The organism is Candidatus Dormiibacterota bacterium, from assembly GCA_035544955.1.
Taxonomy (GTDB): domain Bacteria; phylum Chloroflexota; class Dormibacteria; order CF-121; family CF-121; genus CF-13.
The window spans coordinates 47,543-66,256 of the sequence record DASZZN010000033.1; the positions used below are offsets into that span (position 1 = coordinate 47,543).

The window sequence follows — 18,714 nt, forward strand, 5'->3', positions numbered from 1 at the left end:
CGCCCGCTTTGTAACGGTCTCCTGAGAGGCCAATGAGGACTAGCCGGTCTCTTCCTGGACGGTGACGGACGTCATTGTGTCGCCGACCGCGATCTTGAGGACGACGTCCATGCCGGTTTGCACGTAGCCGAACAGGTTGTAGCTTTTGGCGAGCTTTTTGGAGTCGTCGACGGTGCAGATGAAGAACTGGCTGCCGTTCGTGTTCGCCCCGGAATTGGCCATCGCCACGGCGCCGGCGGTGTACTCGCCGATCACGGGCTCATCGGCGAATTTGTAACCCGGGCCACCGGCGCCTGTACCCAGCGGGTCGCCACCCTGGATGACAAAGCTGGCTTCGACACGGTGGAACTTCAGGCCGTCGTAAAACTGGTTGCGGGTCAAGAACACGAAGTTGTTGACCGTGTTGGGGGCGAGTTTGGGGTCGAGACAGAGGGCGATCGTCCCTTTGGTGGTAATTATCGTGACGAGGTAGTGGTGGGCGGTGTTGATCGTCAGGGGCGGCGCCGCGCTATAGGTGTGCTTGCCGGCGTTGCCGGCCATCGCGGTCAGCGCGGGTCCGAAGTTCAACGAACCGCAGGCGGCCGCGGCCGCGCTCACGCTCGGGCTCGGCGTCGGCGTCGGGTTGGTGCCTGGGCTGCCGCCGGCATTGCGTCCCACATAGACAGAGAACGCAATCATAGCGACCGCGAGGATGGCCAGCGTCGCCAGCAGTTGCGGGACCCGCCGTGGAACCTGGCTCATCCCATCTCGTCCCAGCACGGAATGTCGGCTGCCACTTGCTTCGCGTGGTAGGTGAGGATCATCTGCGCACCGGCGCGCCGGATCCCGAGCAGGATCTCCCTCAGCACGCGACGTTCGTCGATCCAGCCGTTTGCCGCGGCGGCCTTGACCATGCTGTATTCGCCGCTGACGTTGTAGGCGGCGACGGGGACCTCGGTTGCGTCCGCGACCGCGCGGATGACGTCGAGGTACGCAAGCGCGGGCTTGACCATCACGACGTCGGCGCCCTCTCCGACATCTAGGCGCGCCTCGCGGACGGCCTCGCGCGCATTGGCGGGGTCCATCTGATAGCCGCGCCGGTCGCCCACGCGGGGCGCCGATCCGGCCGCCTCGCGGAACGGCCCGTAGAACGCCGAGGCGTACTTAGCGGCATAGGCGAGGATCGCCCGGTCGGGAAAGCCCCCGTGGTCGAGGGCCGATCGGACCGCCGCGACCTGGCCGTCCATCATGCCGGAGGGGGCAATCACGTCAGCGCCGGCAGCCGCCTGGGCGAGCGCGATCCGCTGGTAGAGCTCGAGCGTCGGATCATTGGCGACGGTCTCCCCCTCGAGCACGCCGCAATGCCCGTGGTCGGTGTACTCGCACAGACAGAGGTCCGCAATCAGCAGCACGTCCGCACCGAAGGCATCCCGTAGCTGGCGCAGCCCGCGCTGGCTGATGCCGTCCTCCGCCCATGCCTGCGAGCCCTGCGCATCCTTCTGCGCCGGGATGCCAAAGAGCACGAAGCTGCGCACGCCAACCTTGAGCGCAGCCTCCGCCTCGCGCGTCAGGGACTCGAGCGTGTGCTGATAATGTCCAGGCATCGCCTCGATCGGGCGCGGCTCGTCGATCGCGTCGCGCACGAACAGTGGATAGATCAGATCATCCGGCGCGATTCGGGTCTCCCGGGCGAGCCGGCGAAGCGCTGGCCTCGACCGCAATCGGCGGGGACGTTGCGTAGGAAAGGTCATGCTGGAATTGGAGTCCGGCTGCGCACGATGGCGTCGACAAGTCCGCGCGTCGTGTACTCCTGCGCGATGATATCAACCCGCAGCCCGAGATCGCGGGCGGTCTGCGCCGTGATCGGACCGATGCAAGCGATCCTGACTTCGTCGGACAAGGCTCCCGGCATCGCATCGACGAAGTGGCGCACGGTCGAGGAGCTCGTAAAGGTGATCATGTCGACGCCCGGCAAGCAGGCGGCGAGCCGTGGTCCCACGCCCGCGGGTGGGACCGCCCGATAGGTCTCGAGGACATCGATCTGTGCGCCGCGGGCGCGGAGCTGCTCGGGAAGGACGTCTCGTGCACCGGCCGCTCGTGCCAGCAGGATGCGGGCGCCGGGTGCGGTCGCAGCGGCGAGAGCATCCGCGAGATCTTCCGCGATGAACCGGGGCGGCACAAGCGCCGCCGTCATACCGGCCTCCGCGGCGCGCGCCGCCGTTTCAGGTCCGATCGCTGCCACCTTCATCTGCGCAGGAAAATCGCGACCGGCCTCGCGCAGCAGCTCGCGGAACCGGTCCACCCCGTTGGCGCTGGTCAGCACGAGCCAGTCGTAGCGACCGAGATCCTGGAGCAACGCTGGGTCCACCGCGATCGGCCCGATCGCGATCACGGGGCACATGACCGCCTCCGCACCATACGCCGTCAGCGCGTCCGCCAGTGCCGCCGCCTGGTGATCAGCGCGGGTCACCATGATGCGCAACCCCGCGAGCGAACCTTCCGGGCGCGTCAGGAGTCGGGCGGCGCCCTGCGCCTCGAGGCGGCCCGCCACCTCGTCGACGACACCGGCATCGTCCCGGCCACGAGCTCGTGCCCTGATGACCGTGTGGCCGGCCGCGTCGAGCACCACCGCCTCGAGCGCAAGCTCGTCGCCCTCGACGAGCGCGTACGCACCCACTGCCGACAGGCATCCGCCGCCGAGTCGACGCAGCAGTGCCCGCTCGGCTTCGACCGCGCGCCGGGTCGGCGCATCGTCGATATCCTGGGCGAGCCTGTCCGCCTCGCTGCCGTGGATGGCCTGCAAAACCAGGGCCCCTTGACCGGGGGCGGGCAACATGACGTCGAAAGACAACAGCTCGTGCGCCTCGCCCAGCCGGCCCAGCCGTTCCAGGCCCGCCACCGCGAGAATCAGCGCGTCGACGGCGCCTTCGCCCAGCCGGCGGAGGCGCGTGTCGACGTTGCCGCGGATCTCGACCGCTCGCAGATCCGGACGGACGGCGGCGATCTGCGCGGCTCGGCGCGGGCTCCCCGTACCGATCCGCGACCCCGGTGCGAGCTCGGAGAGCGTCGCCGGCGCGCGGGCGATCAGGGCGTCACGAGCGTCCACGCGGGGGAGAAAGGCAGCGAGCACCAACCCCGGCGTCGCCAGCGTCGGGAGGTCCTTCGCCGAATGGACCGCGAGCTCCGCCCGACCATCGAGTAGCGCCTGCTCCAACTCCTTCACGAACACGCCCTCCCGCGGTGAGTCACTGAGCCGCATCGATGGGTGACGATCGCCATGGGTCGTCAGCGGTGCCAGCACGAACTCGTGCTCGGGGTAGCGTTGGACGAGCGCATCCGCCGCGAAGCGCGCCTGGATCATCGCCAGCGTGCTCCCTCTCGTCGCCAGCCGCAGTCTCATCTGATGGCCAACCTAGCACACGACCTTCAGATCAAACCCGTAGGCTTGCGTTCCGTGGACGAGACCCCGTTGGACGCGAGCTGGGAACGTGAGGCGGAAAACTGGGTGCGCTGGGTGCGCCGACCGGGCCACGATTCCTACTGGTACTACCGGTCGTCGTTCTTCGACGAGATCGTGCCATCGCCAGGGCGGCGGACCCTCGAGATTGGTTGCGGCGAGGGTCGTGTGGCCCGCGACTTAAAGGCTCGCGGGCACCGGGGCGTGGCGATCGATAGCTCGCCCACGCTGCTGCGCTACGCCAGGGAAGCCGACCCCGACGGCACCTACGAGCTGGCCGACGCCGCCCACTTGCCGTTTGCCGACACCAGCTTCGACCTCGTGGTCGCCTACAACGTGCTGATGGACATCGCCGATATGCGGGGGGCGGTTCGCGAGGCCGCTCGTGTGCTGGAGCCTGGTGGACATCTATGTATCAGCGTCACGCATCCGCTGAACGACGCCGGCACCTTCGAGTCCGAAGAGCCGGACGCGCCCTTCGTCATCCGCGGCTCGTATTTTGGCCGCCGGCCATTCGAGGGTCACTTCGAGCGAGATGGCCTCCAGATGACATTCCGCGGATGGATGTACGCATTCGAGGACTACTGGCGCGCGCTCGAGGCCGCCGGTTTCGTCGTCGAGCGCCTCCGTGAGCCCATCGCGACCGATGACGCGGTTGACAGGCAGCCAGCGTATCGCCGCTGGACGCGCCTGCCCCTGTTCTTGCAGCTCCGAGCCGAAAAACCCTAGCTGCGGCGCCGGATCACGTAGTGCGTGAGCGATTCGAAGGCATCGCGATACGGGGAAGGCGGGAAGGCTTGCAACTCGGCCCGCGCCTTGTCGCCGAAGGCCTTCGCATAGCCGTACGACTCCTCGATGCCGCGCGATCCGCGCACGATCCGGACCACCTCGGCGTAGTCGGCGTCCTGCAGCGTCGCTTTCTCCAGAATGGCGTCCAGCCGGCCATCGACGGCGGGATCATGACGGGCGAGCATCAGCGGGAGCGTCACCGTCCCCTGCTTCAGGTCGTTGCCAACCGGTTTGCCGACCTCCTCTTCAGTTGCGAGGTAATCCAACACGTCGTCGGCGATCTGGAACGACATCCCGAGCAGATGACCGAAGCGCCGCATCGCCTCCACCTGCGCCTCCTCGAGGCCACCGAGCACAGCGCCACAGTAGGTCGACGCCGCCAGCAGCACCGCCGTCTTCCGTTCGATCTTGGCGTAGTACTCCTCAAGCGATTGGTCGTAACGGCGCTGGCTGGTGAGCTGCAGCATCTCACCGAAGCAGATCGTCATCACCGTCTGCGAGAGCAAGGCGTCGATGCTGGGGTTGCCGATCTGCGACATCAGGTTCGCGCCCTTGGCAAAGTAGTAGTCGCCGATGATGATCGCCGGATTCGGGCCGAGCGATTCGTGGATCGTCCGCAGCCCCCGGCGGGTCGGCGCGCCGTCGATCAAGTCGTCGTGGATCAGCGTGGCATTGTGAATGAACTCGATCGCCATCGCCGCCCGAAACACGTCGTTCAGGCCCTTGGGACGGCCAAAACCGGCCGCCAGGAAGACCAGCGCGGGCCGCAGCCGCTTGCCGCCGGCCTCGAGGATCTGCTCCATCGCGTCGGCAACCGGGCCGAGATCGGCGCGGACGGTGTCGTGCAGCCGCCGCTCGAAATCCTCGAGCTCGGTGCGGATCGGTGTGATGAAGTCGGTCCCGGTCATGGTGGCACTCACGCTGCCCCCTCCCGGCCGCTGATTTCTTCGACGAGCTCGAGCCGGACCGTCGTGATCGGCGGGAGGTCCTGCCCGAACAGGACGCGCGCCACGGCCGCAAACCGGTCAGGCGAGCCGGTGACGTAGATCTGGTGCCGGGCGGTCTCGCCCGGGGCCGAGTCGAGCCCGTTCTTACCGAGCACGCGCTTGACACGCGCCGCCGTTGTCTCGGCGGAATCGACCACGGTCATCCTATCCCCCGTGATTTTGCGGATCAGTGGTTTGAGCATCGGATAGTGCGTGCACCCGAGGATCAGCGTGTCGGCGTGGTAGTCGAGGATGTCGCTCAGGGCCTCGCGCAGCACGGTCTCGGTCTCGGGAGCATCGGCCTTGCCCGCTTCCACCAGGTCGACGAGCTGCGGGGCGGCCTTGGGCAGGACGCCGATGGTGGGGTTCGCCTCGCGGATCGCGTGCAGATACTCCTGGCTCTGCATCGTGCCCTCCGTCGAGATCACGCCCACGCGCTTGTTCTTTGTCGCGGCAACCGCGGCTTCGGCGCCCGGGGTGATGACGCCGATGATCGGGATGTCGAAGACCTCGCGGGCAGTGTTCAGCGCCGCGGCGGTGGCGGTGTTGCAGGCGATCACGACCAGCTTGACGTCGAGCTTTTCTAGAAAGCGAATGATGTTCAGGGCAAAGGTCCGCACCTGCGCCTGGTAGCGGGGCCCGTAGGGAAAATGGCCGAGATCCGCGAAATAAATCGTGGATTCATTCGGTAGCTGCCGCTGCAGCTCGCGCAGCACCGTGAGGCCGCCGACGCCTGAGTCGAAGACGCCGATGGGCCGCGGGTCACTCATGTGCGCCACCCCATCTTAACAATCCCTAATTGAATTGGACCGCAACCAGCTACGAATGGCAATCGGGCCGCGAATTGATCCCGGCGCCGAAATCACAGCAAGTGAACGCCTCCCCCTCGGTTGTACCGGCGATGAAGCCCCACGTCCGGCGCGGTCGCGCCGCCAAAGAGAAGCGTATCCAGCGCGCCAAAGCCCGCCTGGGTGCCCCCAAGAAGCAGGCCGCGTAGCCCTCGCTCGCCGGAAAACCCCCAACGAGCGCTAGGCCCTTCGCGCTCCGATCTTGTTTGGTCCTTTACCGACGACCAATAGCGATTAGCACCCCGCGTCCAGAACCCGTTACATCGGTCGGCGGCGGCGGTCGATGCATCCCGCTTTTTCCACCCAGGGGTGGCTGACGGATATAGGGCCTGCTCGCCCGGCCACCTTGGATCACCGTCGTCGTTTGTTTACGCCTGGGACGCCCCGCAAGATGGGCGGCGTTTTGCTGCTGTGCAGACGAGGTTCCGACGTCGTGAGATTCGCTGGCCCGACGTTCGGCCTGCGTGCGCTGGTGCTTGCGGGAGGAATCGCGCTCGCGACTGCCTTCGGCAACCAGGTTGGTGCCTCGGCCGATAGCGTGATGAGCATCCCGGTCATGGGTCAGCAGGAGTCCGGCTGGGCGAGCACGAACCTTGGCACATCACCCGCGTCCATCGGCTCGGACGGCTGTGCGATCACAGCCGTGGCGATGATGCTGCGTTACTACGGCATCGACACCGATCCCGGAGCCCTCAATGCCTGGCTGACGGCGAACGGCGGCTACGCCTACGATGACCAGCTGATCTGGGACGCCGTCAGCAACTACTCGGCCGGTCAGGTCGCATTCTCCGCATGGCTTGGTCCCGATCTGAATGCCATCCAGGCTGAGCTCGATGCCGGGCGGCCGGTGGTGGCCGAGGTCCGCCTCGGCGGCAACCAGCACTTTGTTTTGCTGACGGGCTACGCGATCGAAGGCGGGTTGTTGATCAACGATCCCTGGTTTGCTGACCATGTGCGATTCAGTGACCGCTATGGCGATCCCGTCGCCGGTATCGTCTCGATTCGGACGTTCATACCGGCCGACCCGGGCGGCGCGCGCGGCCAGGGCCGCGTGAGCTGGCTCGCCAATGCCGTAGCCGCCGTACATCTATCGCAATAACGAGCGCGTCCGGCGCAAGCGGCATGGTCGTTCGGTACTGAGGGTATTTTTTTCTCAACGCCGTGATGGCCCGCTGATGCTCGGCGCCGTGGTCGATGACGCGCGCCTTCCCACTCAGTAGCACGTACCAGAGTCGCCGCCAATCCTCGACATAGTGATCGATCAGCAGTGACGCCCTCGGATTCGCCCGCACATTTCTGACGCGGCGCAATTGGCCTGGATTGACTGACTTCTGCTTGCCGTCGATCGCCTGGTAGATCGTCTCCCCTATCAGGACGAAACAGACCGGCACCAGCGAGGGGGTGCTGCCATCCGACGTCGCCAGATGCCCGACCCGTGCCCGGGTGATGCGCCGTCGCAAGCCTGCATCGATCACGGCGATGTCAAGATTAGCCGCGTCTTCTTCCGCAAGTGGGATTGACTTTTATTGATATTTGGTCTATATCATTTGTTACAGCGATGACTGTCAGCGACTGGTTGAAGGCGCGGGGCATCGAATTGGGTGCCTCCATCTGCACGGCCGCAGTCCTGATCGGCGGGCTCGCCATCGGCGTGCCCTTCCTGCTGGAGCGCATCCCCGAAGTGTTTCTGTACAGCTTCTGCTGCGTCGCGGCCGTCCTGCTTCGCGCGGTGATCGACCTGGGAGTGCGCGCCACCATACTCGTGGCAGGCGGCACTCGGCCCGCGCCGGCGCCGTCCGCGATCCGCCTCGAGCCGTCGAGCGCCTGATCTGGTGCCGCCCGGATTTGATATCGGCGCTATAAAGAAAACCGCGTCGGATGGTAAGATAGGCATCCGGGTCAGCCACGAGCGCATGGCCCGCCACCAAGGAGGAAACGATGGGGTATTTGCGAGGCATAGTGCATGGAGCGATCATCGGCGGGGCGGTGGCCTTGCTCTACGCGCCCAAGCCCGGCCGGCAGATGCGCGAGGAGCTTTCGGACCGCCTCGACCAGGTGCGTGGCCAGGTGCAGCCGGTGTTGGACCAGGCCCAGGGCGTCGTGGATTCGGCGCGCCCCCAGGTCGAACGCGGTATTTCGAAGGCCCAGCAGCAGGCGCAGCGAATCACGCGCATGGGCAGCGGCAGTGCCACCGGTCCGGCCCCAAACTAGAATCATCTTGTGACGCGTAACGGAGAGGGGATCGTCGTTGCGGGGGGCGTCCGTACCGCCATCGGCAAGTTTGCCGGCGCCTTCAAGGACACCCCGACGTCGGATCTGGGCGCGAACGCGATCCGCGCCGCCGTTGAACGCGCGGGAATCTCCCCCGACGTCGTCGACGAAGTCATCCTGGGCTGTGTCGGCCAGGTCGGCGAAGACGCGTTCAATGCCCGGCTCGCCTCGCTGAAGGCCGGCCTGCCGGAGAAGACCACGGCGTTCAACGTCAACCGGCTGTGCGGATCCGGACTGCAGGCGATCAACAGCGCCGTCCAGGAGCTGCGCACGGGTGAGGCACAGGTGGTCGTCGCCGGAGGCAACGAGAACATGTCGATCCAGCCGTACCTGTTGCCGCGGTCGCAGGTCGGGTGGCGCCTTGGTGAGGCAGCCTTGATCGACGGCACGCTCTCCCTGGTGACGGATCCGTTTGGCCGCTACCAGATGGGCGCCACGGCGGAGAAAGTCGCCGAGCGATACGGTGTCTCGCGCCAGGCGCAGGACGCCTTCGCCGCCGAAAGCCAGCGGCGGGCGACCGCCGCCATCGCCGAAGGCCGGTTCCACGACCAGATCGTGCCGGTCGCGATCCAGCAGAAAAAGGGTGATCCCGTGATCGCGCAGCTCGATGAGCATCCTCGCCCCGGCACGACGGTGGAGTCGCTCGGCCGCCTCAAGCCGGCCTTTCGTGAGGGCGGCAGCGTGACCGCCGGCAACTCATCGGGTATCAACGACGCCGGCGCGGCCGTCGTGGTGATGACTCGGGCGAAGGCCGACGAGCTAGGGGTCACGCCCCAACTAGAGTGGGTCGCCGATGCCGTCGCCGGCATCGCGCCGGAGATCATGGGGGTGGCCCCGATCTTTGCCGTGCAAAATCTCTTGAAGAAGGTCGGCATGACGATCAACGATATCGATCTGATGGAGCTGAACGAGGCCTTCGCCGCGCAGGCCGTCGCGGTGATCCGCGAGCTGGAAATCGACCCGGACAAGGTGAACCCGAATGGCGGGGCCATCGCGCTCGGCCACCCGGTCGGGGCCACCGGGGCGATCCTCACCGTCAAGCTGGCCTACGAGCTGAAGCGGCGGCAGGCCGAATGGGGCATCGTGACGATGTGCATCGGCGGCGGCCAGGGCATCGCCACCCTCTTTAAGAACCTGAACTAGACCCTCCGGCTGCACGAGTTCGGCCCTCGGCACGTTGTATTCGGAGGCATGTCTCGCCTGCCTCGGCGCCCCATCGTCCTCGCGGCCACACTGGTGCTCACCTTGATCGCGCTGGTGCGATATGGCGTGCTGGTCACGATCCTGGTCATGGCCCTCGGGGTGACCGCGGCCGTCCTCGTCGGCCGTCACCAGAGGGGCGCGTTCCGGATCCACAAGAAGGCCCCCAAGGGCCCGGTATGGCGCCCCAAGAATCACCACAAGGAGCTGCCGGCCCCGGCTGACGACCCGGTGATCGGCTTCGCGGAGCCCGTTGTCGAGCTCTTCGCCGCCCGGACTCCCCCGCTCGCGCATCTCGGCCTGAGCTCCACGCTGCGCAGCCAGCTCGACGGCTTTGCGCTTGGTCGCACACGGCGGATCATCGAAGCACCAGACCTCCTCACGCACGCCGCCGCCGACGCGGAAACGTGGCCGGTCATCGAGGCGGCGGTGCAAAAGAGCCTGGCGTTGGCGCGGTCACGGGGCGTCGAGGTCCGTCCCGAGGGCCAGCCGCGACTGACCCAGGCGCTCGCCCTGAGCGCCGTGCAGGGCGTCCTTCTCGCCGAGTGGCGGCAGCTGGACGACGGCGCCACCGTCTGGGACGGCGCAACCGCGCGAATCCGCGCGTCGGATGCCTTTTCGATCCAGCACATCACCGAGGCGATGGAGCGGCGCCAGCTGCCGGAGCTGTTCGCGGGAATCGCTCGACGACCACCGAATTTCGAAGTGCGGCTCCTACTGCCCTACACTCTCGCGACCGCGTTTTACCTCCGGTTGCGCGGAAAGGCGCCCGAAGCCTTCGCGGCCTGAGCCGGTAACGACCGTGCGCTCAGGCGGCGCCCGCGGAGATGTCCTCGTGCCGGTTCTGGGTGAAGTGGCGGTATGAGCGGTCGCCGATCCATTGCGTCGGCGGCGCCGCGAACCATTTCGCCATGTCGTTGAGCGCGCCCGCGTACTCGGACCGCAGTTTGGCAAACGCCGCCCACGAGTCGTCAGGCGGCGCTAGCGTGTAGCCGAACTTCGCGAGGCGCTGGCGAGCCTCATCGAACTCGTATCGCTCGACCCCAGGCTGGTGGTCCCGCGTAATCGCAAAAAAGCGCGCCAGGTCTTCGACCGTGTGCCGGCCCATCGCATACATCATCTGGGCCGGGCCACGCGGAACATCGACCACCGTGGTCAGCACCAGCGTCGCGGCATCGAGCACGGCCCCGAGCGCACTGATCCAGGACTCATTGTCGTGGCTCGAGCGAAAGTAGGCGAGCAAGGGATAGGCCATGTGGCTGTCGAGCACTTCCGCGGCCCACTTCTCCCACTCGATGAAGATGCGCGAAAGATCATCCTTTAGACCGAGTTTCGATGAGGCTTCCAACAGGCTGACGCCCGACGGCGGCGCTCCGGCCCGCGCATCGAGCGTGACGACCAGGACCTCCCTCCGCTGAAAAGACGCATAGAGCGAGAAGATGAAACTGATCGCGAGCGCGATCAGCCCGAGCCCGGCGACCGCCGCCGTGATCGAGACCAGCCGGGCCAACCACGTATGCGCAACGATGTCGCCATAGCCGATGGTGAGCAACGACGTGCCGGCAAAGTACATCGCCACCGGCAGGCTCTCGAGGGGCGGGCGGGTCTGTGTCCGGAGGGCGTAGAGCATCAGCCCGAAGCCGATGATGAGGCTGAGGATCCAGACGAGCAGCAGGCCGATGAGAATGCGGGGGGCAAAGGTGCCGAGAACACGCTCCCGCCCTTCAGACGAACTCTTTCGCAACCCGAAGGTTCGCCAGGCTCGCCAGCTGCCGCGGATCACGAAGCGCGTCAGTCGGAACCCTCCGACCGTCGGTCGCGGCACGACCACCGACTGGAAGACGTCGTTGAGCACAGCAAACACGACGATCGCGCCGGCCAGGAACTCGATGATGTCGATCATGTCTGCCGCTCAGATTAGCCGGTGTGCCGGGACAGGGACTCGAACCCTGACGCCCTTACGGGCAGGCGATTTTAAGTCGCCAACGTCTACCTATTTCGTCATCCCGGCGAGAGCAACATTGTAGGCGGGTGCTCTTGCTTTCTTACCTGTTCTGCGATAGGCTCGCTGACCTGCCATGGGACGGTCTTCGCTTCGCCTGACGGTCATCGTGGTGGTGACCGGTGGGTTGATCAGCATGGTGGGCTCGGCGGCCCCGCCCCGACCGCCAGCGCCGCGGGAAACGTCCACGCTGCTGGCCGCTGCGCTGCCGGCGGACGAGCTCGACCGCCAACGGGAACCCACTTTTTCGGCCACACCCTCGCCCCTTTCCTCGCCGGCGCCGACTGCGCCACCATCGGCGACCGCGCCGGCTCGCCCCGTTGCGACCCTGCGGCCGATTCCGCTCCCGGCGATCGATGCGCAGGAGGTGGCCCTGGTGAATCTCGACACCGGACGTTTTCTCTGGCAATCCAATGGTCGCGCCGCGTGGGCACCAGCCAGCCTCACGAAGATTTTCACCGCCATGGTCGCCGTCGATTTGCTGGGGATGAGCACCACGGTCACGGTGCCGGCCTCGATTCGCCAGTACCCGCCGACTCCACCTTCATGGGACTGACCCCGGGAGAGCGGGTCACGGTGCGCGAGCTCTTGTACGGCATCTTCCTCAGCTCTGGAAACGACGCGGCCGAGACGCTCGCCTCGGCAGCGACCTCTCGCGCCACGTTCATCGCGGACATGAACGCGAAGGCGGCACGGCTTGGCCTGCGTACCACCCATTTCGCCAACCCGACCGGTCTGGACGCCTCCGGTCACTACTCCTCGGCCGATGACCTGGCGATCGCCACGGTCTACCTCGAGTCGCACTATCCCGGCCTGGTCGGCATCGCCGCAACGCCCGCCATCGCATTGACGGCGACCGCGACCCACAAGGCCTACGCGCTCGTCAACCTCGACAAGCTGCTGTACACCTACCCGGGTACGTATGGCCTGAAAACCGGCTGGACCGAGGTGGCGCTCGGCTGCTTGATCACGACCGCGAGCCGGGGTGGCCACCGCCTGCTGGCGGTGGTTCTCGGCGCTCCCAATGGGACGGCGTACGCGGAGATGCCGAAGGTGCTCGATTACGGATTCGAACTGCTCGGCGTCCTGCCTCGACCTGCTACGCCGTAACCGGCGTCAGGCTCGAGCAGCCACAAGGCCACTCACATTTCAGCCAAGCTGAATGGCCCCCGCGATCGCCTTGCGGCGGTACCCTACCGATGTCACGAACGTCTTCCAACATCGTTCTCGCACAGGACCCTCGCGTGGCGGCGTGGTCGCCCGGATCACCATCGGCCTCACAGTTGGCACGCTCGCTGCCGGCGTTGTCGGCGCCTCGGCCCAACCTGGTTTCGCCAACCACGTGACGGCCGTCGAAGCTGGCATTCAGCAGAAGGTCGGAGTCGAGCTCGCCCTTGCCGGCATCTACCTGGAGGAGTCGGGCGTCCCATCGCCCATGCCGTCCGAGGTCTCCATCGGGTATCTCGGGCAGCGCATCAATCGGAATCCGCTGGCATTGTTCGCGGCCTGGATCGGGCTCAGCGCGCTGATCCTGCTTGGATCGACAAACCTGTTCGCCGCATCACGCCGATTCGGACCACGACTCGTCGGCGGGCGCATCGGAACGGCATTGCATCTGACGCCCGCCGGGGTTGCGCGCGCGCAGCGCTGGTTTGCTCGCTGGGGCCCGCTGGCGATCGGCGTCTCGCGCTACATCCCGGGATTGCGCTGGGGCATGGCCGTGGCCTGCGGCACCCTGGGGGTGAGTTATCGCACCTTCTGGGTGAGCACGGCGATTTCCGCTTCGATCTGGGCGGGCGGGCTGCTCACGCTGGGCGTGACGCTGGGCGCCGCGGTTGGCCGCGTGATCGCCGACCATGTCTGGCTGGGTCTGCTCCTCCCGCTGCCCGCCGCTGCCGTCGTGACCACCGGACTCATTCGCCTCGTGGTCATCCGGCGATCGGGCGCGGCGGCCCCCTCCGTCTAGGCTGTCGCCGGTCGCATCCGGACCCGCTGCGTCACCACCAGCGCCAGCGCGCCGGCGCCCAGGATCAACGCCACCAAGCCGACCAGCCATCCGATCACGGGGATGACCCCAATCACGGCCAGGACAAGAAGGCCGGCCAGCAGCGCGAGGGCATCGTGGTAGCGGCCCCAGCCCAGCTGCGCGAAGATCAGCCGGCCCAGCAGGAACCCGGAAACAACGTAGCCAATCGCCAGCGCCAGGACCCAGAGCGGGATCAGTAAGACTCCAAGCCACCAGAAGCCGAGAAAGATCCCAACGATGAATACGACCAGCGCGACGATCGGGGTGATCACCAGGATCGCGGCCCCGATGCCCAGGCTCGCCCAGGGCTGCGCCCGCTCGGTGTCGATCGCCCGGGTGCTCACGCCGGGGAGCAGGAAGATCAGGAGCAGGCCGAGCGCGAGGATCCCGATCAGCGCGCGCAGCCAACCGAGGAACCCGTTGCCGGCGCCGCCGCCCCGGTCGAGGGGCGTGTGCCGCGTGGTCGCTCCGGCGACACTTGCGCCGTTGACCCGCTCGACCGAATTGTTGCTCGTGTAGTCGAGGTTCCCGGCAATCTGCGCGCCGTCCAGCTTCAGATGGTCGACCTGGCCGCGAACGTCGCCGCCGACCTTATTCCGTAGCGTGAGGCTGCCCGCTGCCATCTGGACCCGACGGGCGACCGGCGCGGAGACTGTGGCCATCCCACCGGCCACCACCAGGTCGCGGCCGATGGTGGCACCGGATCCGACGTCGATCATGCCTCCGGTGACCACGATGTCCTGCGCGACCGCTCCGTTCACGGTGATGTTGCCGCCGGCAGCGATGATGCTGCCGCCGACATGGCCGTTCACCGTGATGTTGCCGCCGCCGAGGATCAGGTCGCGGGTGACATTGCCGGACACGGTGATCGTCCCACCACCGGCGACGACGCTCCCGTTGACGGTTCCGTTGATGCTGATCGTCCCGGCGCCCGCGTAGATATCGTCGTTGACCGTTTCACCGGGTCCGACCGTGACATCGTTGCCCTGTCGAAGATCAGCGGCGGCTGCCTGGAGCGGCAGCCAGGCAAATACGGCTGCGACGACGATGGATCCCCCAAACGCCGTCAACCAGCGGTGGTGTATGCCTGTGCGTGCCATCCCGTGCCCTCCTCTTCCGACAGCGATCTGCTTGCATTCTCCCACTCTCGCGCTAACCCGTGCGGGCCGAACGGCGATTCAGGCGGGGCTGCTAACCCGCCCGACCTGGCTCAGCCGACCGCGGCCTCGCGCTCCGGCTCTCCTGTTGCCGGGACCTCACCGATGCCGGCCCCGCGTTGCGGTTGCCGCGACCGCAGCGGCACGTCGGGCATGAAGAGCGTGGCGATCAGCGCAACCGCCGACAACGCCATCGCGATCAGGAAGAGGTCGTGGAGTGTCAGCGCGAGCGCCTGACGAACGGCATGCATCGCCTGGTCGAAGAGGGGCGCGAGCTGTGGTGACAGCTTCGCCTTCGCGGCGGCAATCTTCGCCGGATCGAGCAGGGCGTTGGGATTGCTGGCCGAACTGCCCAGGGCATTCTTGAATGTGGGAGGCAGATTGACCCTGGCGATCTGGGTGCTGATGGCGTCCGGCAGGCGCTGGGCCAGGATCGTGCCGAGGACCGCCGCGCCCGCCGTGCCGCCGACGTTACGCCAGAACTGGAACTGGCTGGTGCCGACACCGAGGTACCGCATCGGAAGGGCGCTCTGGACGGCGTTGATGTAGAGCGGCATGGTGACACCGAGCCCGAGGCCGACCAGGACGATGTCGATCGTGATCGACATCTGCGACGTCGCGGTCGTCGTTTGGGCCATCAGGTAGAGCCCGACCATCATCAGCGCGATCCCGATGGTGCCGAGGTAGTGGTAATGCTTGATCCGAGGAATCAACTGCCCGGTCAGGACGCTGGACACGATCAGGCCGAGCATCATCGGCGTGAGAAGAAGCCCGGAGTTGGTCACGCTGACGCCGAGCACGCCCTGGAGCTCGAGCGGGACGAAAATGATCATCCCGAACATGCCGAGCGCGGCGAAGAACCCGACCAGCATCGAGACCGTGAACGCCCGGTTCTTGAACAGTGAGAAGGGCACGATCGGCTCCTTGACCCGCTGCTCGATCACGAAGAAGGCGACCAGCATCGCCACACCGAAGCCGAGCAGGCCAAGGACCTGGAGGGAGGTCCATCCCTGGTCCTTCGCCACGGACAGTGCAACCAGTACCGGGATCAAACCGGCGGCCAGCGCCGCCGACCCGACGAAGTCGATGTCGCGCCATGAGGCTTTGGTCCGCACGAAGGGCAGGAAGGCCGTGACAACGACGACGCCGAGCAGGCCGACCGGCAGGTTGACGTAGAAGACCCAGCGCCAGCCAAGGTTGTCGGTCAAGAAGCCGCCGACCACCGGGCCGATGATGGACGAGAGACCGAAGACGGCACCGAAGAGGCCCTGGATGCGCGCCCGCTCCGCCGGCGTGTAGATGTCGCCGAGGACGGTGAACGCCGAGGCGAAGAGCATGCCGCCGAAGAGGCCCTGGACGATCCGGAAGACGATCAGCTGTGACATGTCCTGCGCGACGCCGCAGAGCGCGGAGGCCGCGGCAAAGCCGATCATCCCGGCGATCAGGAACGGCTTGCGGCCGAAGAGGTCGCCAAGCTTTCCGGCGATCGGAACCACCACCGTCGACGCGACGAGGTAGCCGGTGATCAGCCATGAGTAGCGATCGAGACCGTTCAGCTCGGCAACGATGCGCGGCAACGCCGTCCCGACGATGGTCTGGTCGAGCGCGGCGAGCAGCAGCGCGAGCATCACGCCGATGGTCGCCAGGACTTTGATCCGGGTGGTCAGCTCAGCTTGTGGCATGGGTTTTTCCCTCCTCGACGGCCATCGCCTGGATGAGGCGCAGACACAGGTGTCGCAGTTGAATCAGCTCCGAGTTTGTCAGACCCCTGGTCAGCGCGACCTGGGCCCCCGCGGTCTCCCGCCACAGGGTCTCGATCCGCTCGCGGCCATGATCGGTGAGCTCGGCATAGACCGAGCGCCGGTCGGCGGGATCATCGACGCGCTTGACGAGGCCGTCGCGCTCCAGGTTGTCGACCAGGCCGGTCACCGTTCGAGGGGAGACGTCCAGCATTTCGGCCAGCTCGCCCATCGTGAAACGCCCGTCCGGCTGGTGTTTCAGGCGCACCAGGATCTGGAAGCGGCCCTCGCTGAGCCCGAACCGCTCCGCCCACCGCTCCATGGTGATGTGGAGCTTCTTGCCCAGGATGCGGACGGCGGCCAGCGCCTCGGTTCCCGGCTCGACGTTTCGGCCCTGTCGCGTCAGGACCTCGCGAACTCGCGGGTCGAACAGGAAACCGTTCGCGTCCGCCTTGAGCTCGGTCGGGTCGTGATCGGTCTTGAAAGTGAGCTGACTCATATTTGCAGGGCACATTATTACATAGCTCAAGAAACAGGGGCAACCCGCAATTGGTGGGAACCGGGTAACAGGACAGGGGCCCCGCCCGGCGGCGCCCCTGTCCCTCAGGCGACGGGCGCCGCTTCCTGGTAGGCCTGCGCCCCAGCCGCCGGCTCGGCTCTGGTGGCGCGAGCGCGGACGCCGGTGACGCCAACCGCGGCGACAACGATGATGGCGATCGCCAGCGCCATGCTGGGCCGCATCGCGTCGACGAACGACTGGGTGAAGACGGCATGCGCCAGACGCTCGAGCAGCTGCACGATTTGCGCCGGTATTCCGGCGGGGAGCTGCAGGCTGCCGCCTGTCTGGCCGCGCCCGACCTCCAGACCGTGGCTCGCCGCCTGGCTGAAGCCATCGACGAACGGGGCCCGGAACGGGGCGGGCAGCTGCGACGAATACCCCACCGCGTGTGACTGCAAGCCGGTGGCGAGCCGGTTCTGCAACACCGCGCCGATAGCGGCGCTCCCGATCACGGTGCCCAGCTCCTGCACAGTGTTCAAGACTCCCGAGGCGACCCCGGCCAGCCGCGGCTGCAGGTCACGGGTCGCCAGGCTGTAGACGGGCGTCCACACTCCCGCAAGACCCAGCCCACCGAGGAGCAGCCCCGGCACGAAGGTCCAACGATTGGAGTCCACCTGCACCCGCCAGGCGATATAGGCCATCCCAAGCGCGAACAGCGTCAGTCCCACCATCAGGATGTACTTGCCGAAACGCGCGGCCAGCGGAGCCACCACGCCGGAGAACAGCATCATCGTCAGCGCCATCGGCGCCACAGCGACTCCCGCGTCGAAGGCGCTCAGCCCCAGCACCGACTGGAAATAGATGGTGATCGGCAGAAAGACGCCGACCATGGCGAACCCCATCGCCATCAGGACGAGCGTCATGATCGTGTAGTTGCGATCCTTGAACACGGCGAACGGCAGCAGCGGCTCGCGGTCCTGGCGGCGCCACTGGATGATGAAGAAGATCGCGAGGACGACGACACCGGCGGCGATGATCTCAGGGATCGTGATCCCGGACCGGACCGTTCCCCAGTTGTAGCGCTGTCCCTCGATTAAGCCGAAGACGACGCCAAAGAGGCCGGCCGTGGCGAGCGCGACACCCGCGAAATCGAGGCGGTGCTTGCGGCCGGGGCGGAGATCCGGAACCAGCGCGAGCGCCAGCGCCACGATCAGGGCGCCCACCGGAAGGTTGACATAAAAGATCCAGCGCCACCCGAAGTTGGTGACGATGAAACCGCCGACGATCGGGCCCGCTAGTACCGCGAGGCCGGCCAGTCCCCCGTAGATGGCGAAGACGCCACCTCGCCGCTCCGGCGGAAAGATCGTCGTCATGATCGGCAACCCCTGCGGGGCCAGGATGGCCGCCCCAAGACCCTGCGCACCGCGGGCAAGGATCAGTTGCGTTGGATCCTGCGCGAGACCGCTGAGCGCCGAGGCGACCGTAAACACCACCACGCCCGCGATGAACATGTTTCGCGGACCGAAGATGTCGCCCAGCCGTCCGGAGGTGATCAAGAGCACGGCATACATCAGGCTGTACCCGTTGAGCACCCACAGGATCTGGTCGAGCGATGCGTGCAGGTCATCGACGATGCTTGGGATCGCGACGTTGACGATGGTCAGGTCGAGCAGAGTCATGAAGAGACCCAGCGCGAGCACCGCCAGCGCCAGCCAGGGCGCCGACGGTCGAACGGTTTTGGACATGGCGGTGTTAACCCTC

Annotated in this window: 20 protein-coding genes and 1 tRNA gene; 10 read left to right on the forward strand and 11 right to left on the reverse strand. The window is 66.6% G+C overall.

Going from position 1 to position 18,714, the window contains the following annotated elements; translation table 11 throughout:
• Positions 1-39 precede the first annotated feature (39 nt).
• Genes VHK65_11490 through hemC form a run of 3 tightly spaced genes read right to left on the reverse strand, consistent with a single transcriptional unit; the run spans position 40 to position 3,379 of the window.
• Entirely contained in the window at positions 40-741 is a 702-nt protein-coding gene (locus VHK65_11490; GenBank protein ID HVS06770.1) for a peptidylprolyl isomerase, read from the reverse strand.
• The gene (gene hemB, locus VHK65_11495) at positions 738-1,730 is read right to left on the reverse strand and encodes a porphobilinogen synthase (GenBank protein ID HVS06771.1); all 993 of its coding nucleotides are present in this window, start codon (positions 1,728-1,730) and stop codon (positions 738-740) included. The genes VHK65_11490 and hemB overlap by 4 nt, the downstream gene beginning before the upstream one ends.
• Positions 1,727-3,379, reverse strand: coding sequence for a hydroxymethylbilane synthase (gene hemC, locus VHK65_11500; GenBank protein HVS06772.1), 1,653 nt, complete (start codon positions 3,377-3,379; stop codon positions 1,727-1,729). The genes hemB and hemC overlap by 4 nt, the downstream gene beginning before the upstream one ends.
• Before the next feature lie 54 nt (positions 3,380-3,433).
• On the opposite strand from hemC, the gene VHK65_11505 reads away from it, so the two are divergent.
• Positions 3,434-4,165, forward strand: a complete 732-nt coding sequence (locus VHK65_11505; GenBank protein HVS06773.1) for a methyltransferase domain-containing protein — start codon at positions 3,434-3,436, stop codon at positions 4,163-4,165.
• Here the strand turns inward: VHK65_11505 and VHK65_11510 are convergent.
• Positions 4,162-5,145 (reverse strand): polyprenyl synthetase family protein, encoded by a 984-nt coding sequence (locus VHK65_11510; protein ID HVS06774.1) that lies wholly within the window; start codon positions 5,143-5,145, stop codon positions 4,162-4,164. The genes VHK65_11505 and VHK65_11510 overlap by 4 nt on opposite strands.
• Positions 5,142-5,981 (reverse strand): glutamate racemase, encoded by an 840-nt coding sequence (murI, locus tag VHK65_11515; protein ID HVS06775.1) that lies wholly within the window; start codon positions 5,979-5,981, stop codon positions 5,142-5,144. Before murI ends, VHK65_11510 begins: the two co-directional genes overlap by 4 nt.
• A 29-nt stretch (positions 5,982-6,010) precedes the next feature.
• Between murI and VHK65_11520 the strand changes: the two genes are divergently transcribed.
• From VHK65_11520 to VHK65_11545, 6 genes are all read left to right on the forward strand, one after another.
• Complete coding sequence (locus tag VHK65_11520; GenBank protein HVS06776.1) at positions 6,011-6,208, forward strand: hypothetical protein; 198 nt, start codon at positions 6,011-6,013, stop codon at positions 6,206-6,208.
• Between the two features lie 284 nt (positions 6,209-6,492).
• The gene (locus tag VHK65_11525) at positions 6,493-7,158 is read left to right on the forward strand and encodes a C39 family peptidase (GenBank protein HVS06777.1); all 666 of its coding nucleotides are present in this window, start codon (positions 6,493-6,495) and stop codon (positions 7,156-7,158) included.
• Positions 7,159-7,617: 459 nt separating this feature from the next.
• On the forward strand, positions 7,618-7,887 hold the full coding sequence (locus tag VHK65_11530) for a hypothetical protein (GenBank protein HVS06778.1): 270 nt from the start codon (positions 7,618-7,620) through the stop codon (positions 7,885-7,887).
• A gap of 110 nt (positions 7,888-7,997) precedes the next feature.
• Positions 7,998-8,270 (forward strand): YtxH domain-containing protein, encoded by a 273-nt coding sequence (locus VHK65_11535; protein HVS06779.1) that lies wholly within the window; start codon positions 7,998-8,000, stop codon positions 8,268-8,270.
• 9 nt (positions 8,271-8,279) lie between these two features.
• Positions 8,280-9,473: a thiolase family protein gene (locus VHK65_11540; protein ID HVS06780.1), complete on the forward strand. Its 1,194-nt coding sequence runs from the start codon at positions 8,280-8,282 to the stop codon at positions 9,471-9,473.
• A 48-nt stretch (positions 9,474-9,521) separates the two neighbouring features.
• The gene (locus tag VHK65_11545; protein HVS06781.1) at positions 9,522-10,319 is read left to right on the forward strand and encodes a hypothetical protein; all 798 of its coding nucleotides are present in this window, start codon (positions 9,522-9,524) and stop codon (positions 10,317-10,319) included.
• Between the two features lie 19 nt (positions 10,320-10,338).
• Here the strand turns inward: VHK65_11545 and VHK65_11550 are convergent, their stop codons facing one another.
• Together VHK65_11550 and VHK65_11555 are read right to left on the reverse strand one after the other, a co-directional pair.
• A complete protein-coding gene (locus VHK65_11550) occupies positions 10,339-11,433 on the reverse strand; it encodes an ion channel (GenBank protein ID HVS06782.1) in 1,095 nt (364 codons plus the stop codon).
• Positions 11,434-11,457: 24 nt separating this feature from the next.
• Positions 11,458-11,541, reverse strand: a tRNA-Leu gene (locus tag VHK65_11555).
• A gap of 67 nt (positions 11,542-11,608) precedes the next feature.
• On the opposite strand from VHK65_11555, the gene VHK65_11560 reads away from it, so the two are divergent.
• Genes VHK65_11560 through VHK65_11570 form a run of 3 tightly spaced genes read left to right on the forward strand, consistent with a single transcriptional unit; the run spans position 11,609 to position 13,498 of the window.
• Complete coding sequence (locus VHK65_11560; GenBank protein ID HVS06783.1) at positions 11,609-12,088, forward strand: D-alanyl-D-alanine carboxypeptidase; 480 nt, start codon at positions 11,609-11,611, stop codon at positions 12,086-12,088.
• Positions 12,079-12,642 (forward strand): hypothetical protein, encoded by a 564-nt coding sequence (locus VHK65_11565; protein ID HVS06784.1) that lies wholly within the window; start codon positions 12,079-12,081, stop codon positions 12,640-12,642. The genes VHK65_11560 and VHK65_11565 overlap by 10 nt, the downstream gene beginning before the upstream one ends.
• A 52-nt stretch (positions 12,643-12,694) precedes the next feature.
• Positions 12,695-13,498, forward strand: a complete 804-nt coding sequence (locus VHK65_11570) for a VTT domain-containing protein (protein ID HVS06785.1) — start codon at positions 12,695-12,697, stop codon at positions 13,496-13,498.
• Here VHK65_11570 and VHK65_11575 read toward each other — a convergent pair.
• The 4 genes from VHK65_11575 to VHK65_11590 form a co-directional block, all read right to left on the reverse strand.
• A complete protein-coding gene (locus tag VHK65_11575; protein HVS06786.1) occupies positions 13,495-14,658 on the reverse strand; it encodes a hypothetical protein in 1,164 nt (387 codons plus the stop codon). The two genes, VHK65_11570 and VHK65_11575, sit on opposite strands and share 4 nt — an antisense overlap.
• 110 nt (positions 14,659-14,768) lie before the next feature.
• Positions 14,769-16,397, reverse strand: a complete 1,629-nt coding sequence (locus VHK65_11580; GenBank protein HVS06787.1) for an MDR family MFS transporter — start codon at positions 16,395-16,397, stop codon at positions 14,769-14,771.
• Positions 16,384-16,953 carry a MarR family transcriptional regulator gene (locus tag VHK65_11585; GenBank protein HVS06788.1) on the reverse strand — a complete coding sequence of 190 codons (570 nt, stop codon included), beginning with the start codon at positions 16,951-16,953 and terminating at the stop codon, positions 16,384-16,386. Before VHK65_11585 ends, VHK65_11580 begins: the two co-directional genes overlap by 14 nt.
• 104 nt (positions 16,954-17,057) lie before the next feature.
• Positions 17,058-18,698, reverse strand: a complete 1,641-nt coding sequence (locus VHK65_11590) for an MFS transporter (GenBank protein HVS06789.1) — start codon at positions 18,696-18,698, stop codon at positions 17,058-17,060.
• Positions 18,699-18,714 lie beyond the last annotated feature (16 nt).

Bases quoted from the DNA above. Each gene is read 5' to 3' on its own strand.
- VHK65_11490 (HVS06770.1), bottom strand. From the start codon at position 741: ATGAGCCAGGTTCCACGGCGGGTCCCGCAACTGCTGGCGACGCTGGCC.
- hemB (HVS06771.1), bottom strand. From the start codon at position 1,730: ATGACCTTTCCTACGCAACGTCCCCGCCGATTGCGGTCGAGGCCAGCG.
- hemC (HVS06772.1), bottom strand. From the start codon at position 3,379: ATGAGACTGCGGCTGGCGACGAGAGGGAGCACGCTGGCGATGATCCAG.
- murI (HVS06775.1), bottom strand. From the start codon at position 5,981: ATGAGTGACCCGCGGCCCATCGGCGTCTTCGACTCAGGCGTCGGCGGC.
- VHK65_11530 (HVS06778.1), top strand. From the start codon at position 7,618: ATGACTGTCAGCGACTGGTTGAAGGCGCGGGGCATCGAATTGGGTGCC.
- VHK65_11535 (HVS06779.1), top strand. From the start codon at position 7,998: ATGGGGTATTTGCGAGGCATAGTGCATGGAGCGATCATCGGCGGGGCG.
- VHK65_11545 (HVS06781.1), top strand. From the start codon at position 9,522: ATGTCTCGCCTGCCTCGGCGCCCCATCGTCCTCGCGGCCACACTGGTG.
- VHK65_11550 (HVS06782.1), bottom strand. From the start codon at position 11,433: ATGATCGACATCATCGAGTTCCTGGCCGGCGCGATCGTCGTGTTTGCT.
- VHK65_11560 (HVS06783.1), top strand. From the start codon at position 11,609: ATGGGACGGTCTTCGCTTCGCCTGACGGTCATCGTGGTGGTGACCGGT.
- VHK65_11565 (HVS06784.1), top strand. From the start codon at position 12,079: ATGGGACTGACCCCGGGAGAGCGGGTCACGGTGCGCGAGCTCTTGTAC.
- VHK65_11570 (HVS06785.1), top strand. From the start codon at position 12,695: ATGGCCCCCGCGATCGCCTTGCGGCGGTACCCTACCGATGTCACGAAC.
- VHK65_11575 (HVS06786.1), bottom strand. From the start codon at position 14,658: ATGGCACGCACAGGCATACACCACCGCTGGTTGACGGCGTTTGGGGGA.
- VHK65_11580 (HVS06787.1), bottom strand. From the start codon at position 16,397: ATGCCACAAGCTGAGCTGACCACCCGGATCAAAGTCCTGGCGACCATC.
- VHK65_11585 (HVS06788.1), bottom strand. From the start codon at position 16,953: ATGAGTCAGCTCACTTTCAAGACCGATCACGACCCGACCGAGCTCAAG.
- VHK65_11590 (HVS06789.1), bottom strand. From the start codon at position 18,698: ATGTCCAAAACCGTTCGACCGTCGGCGCCCTGGCTGGCGCTGGCGGTG.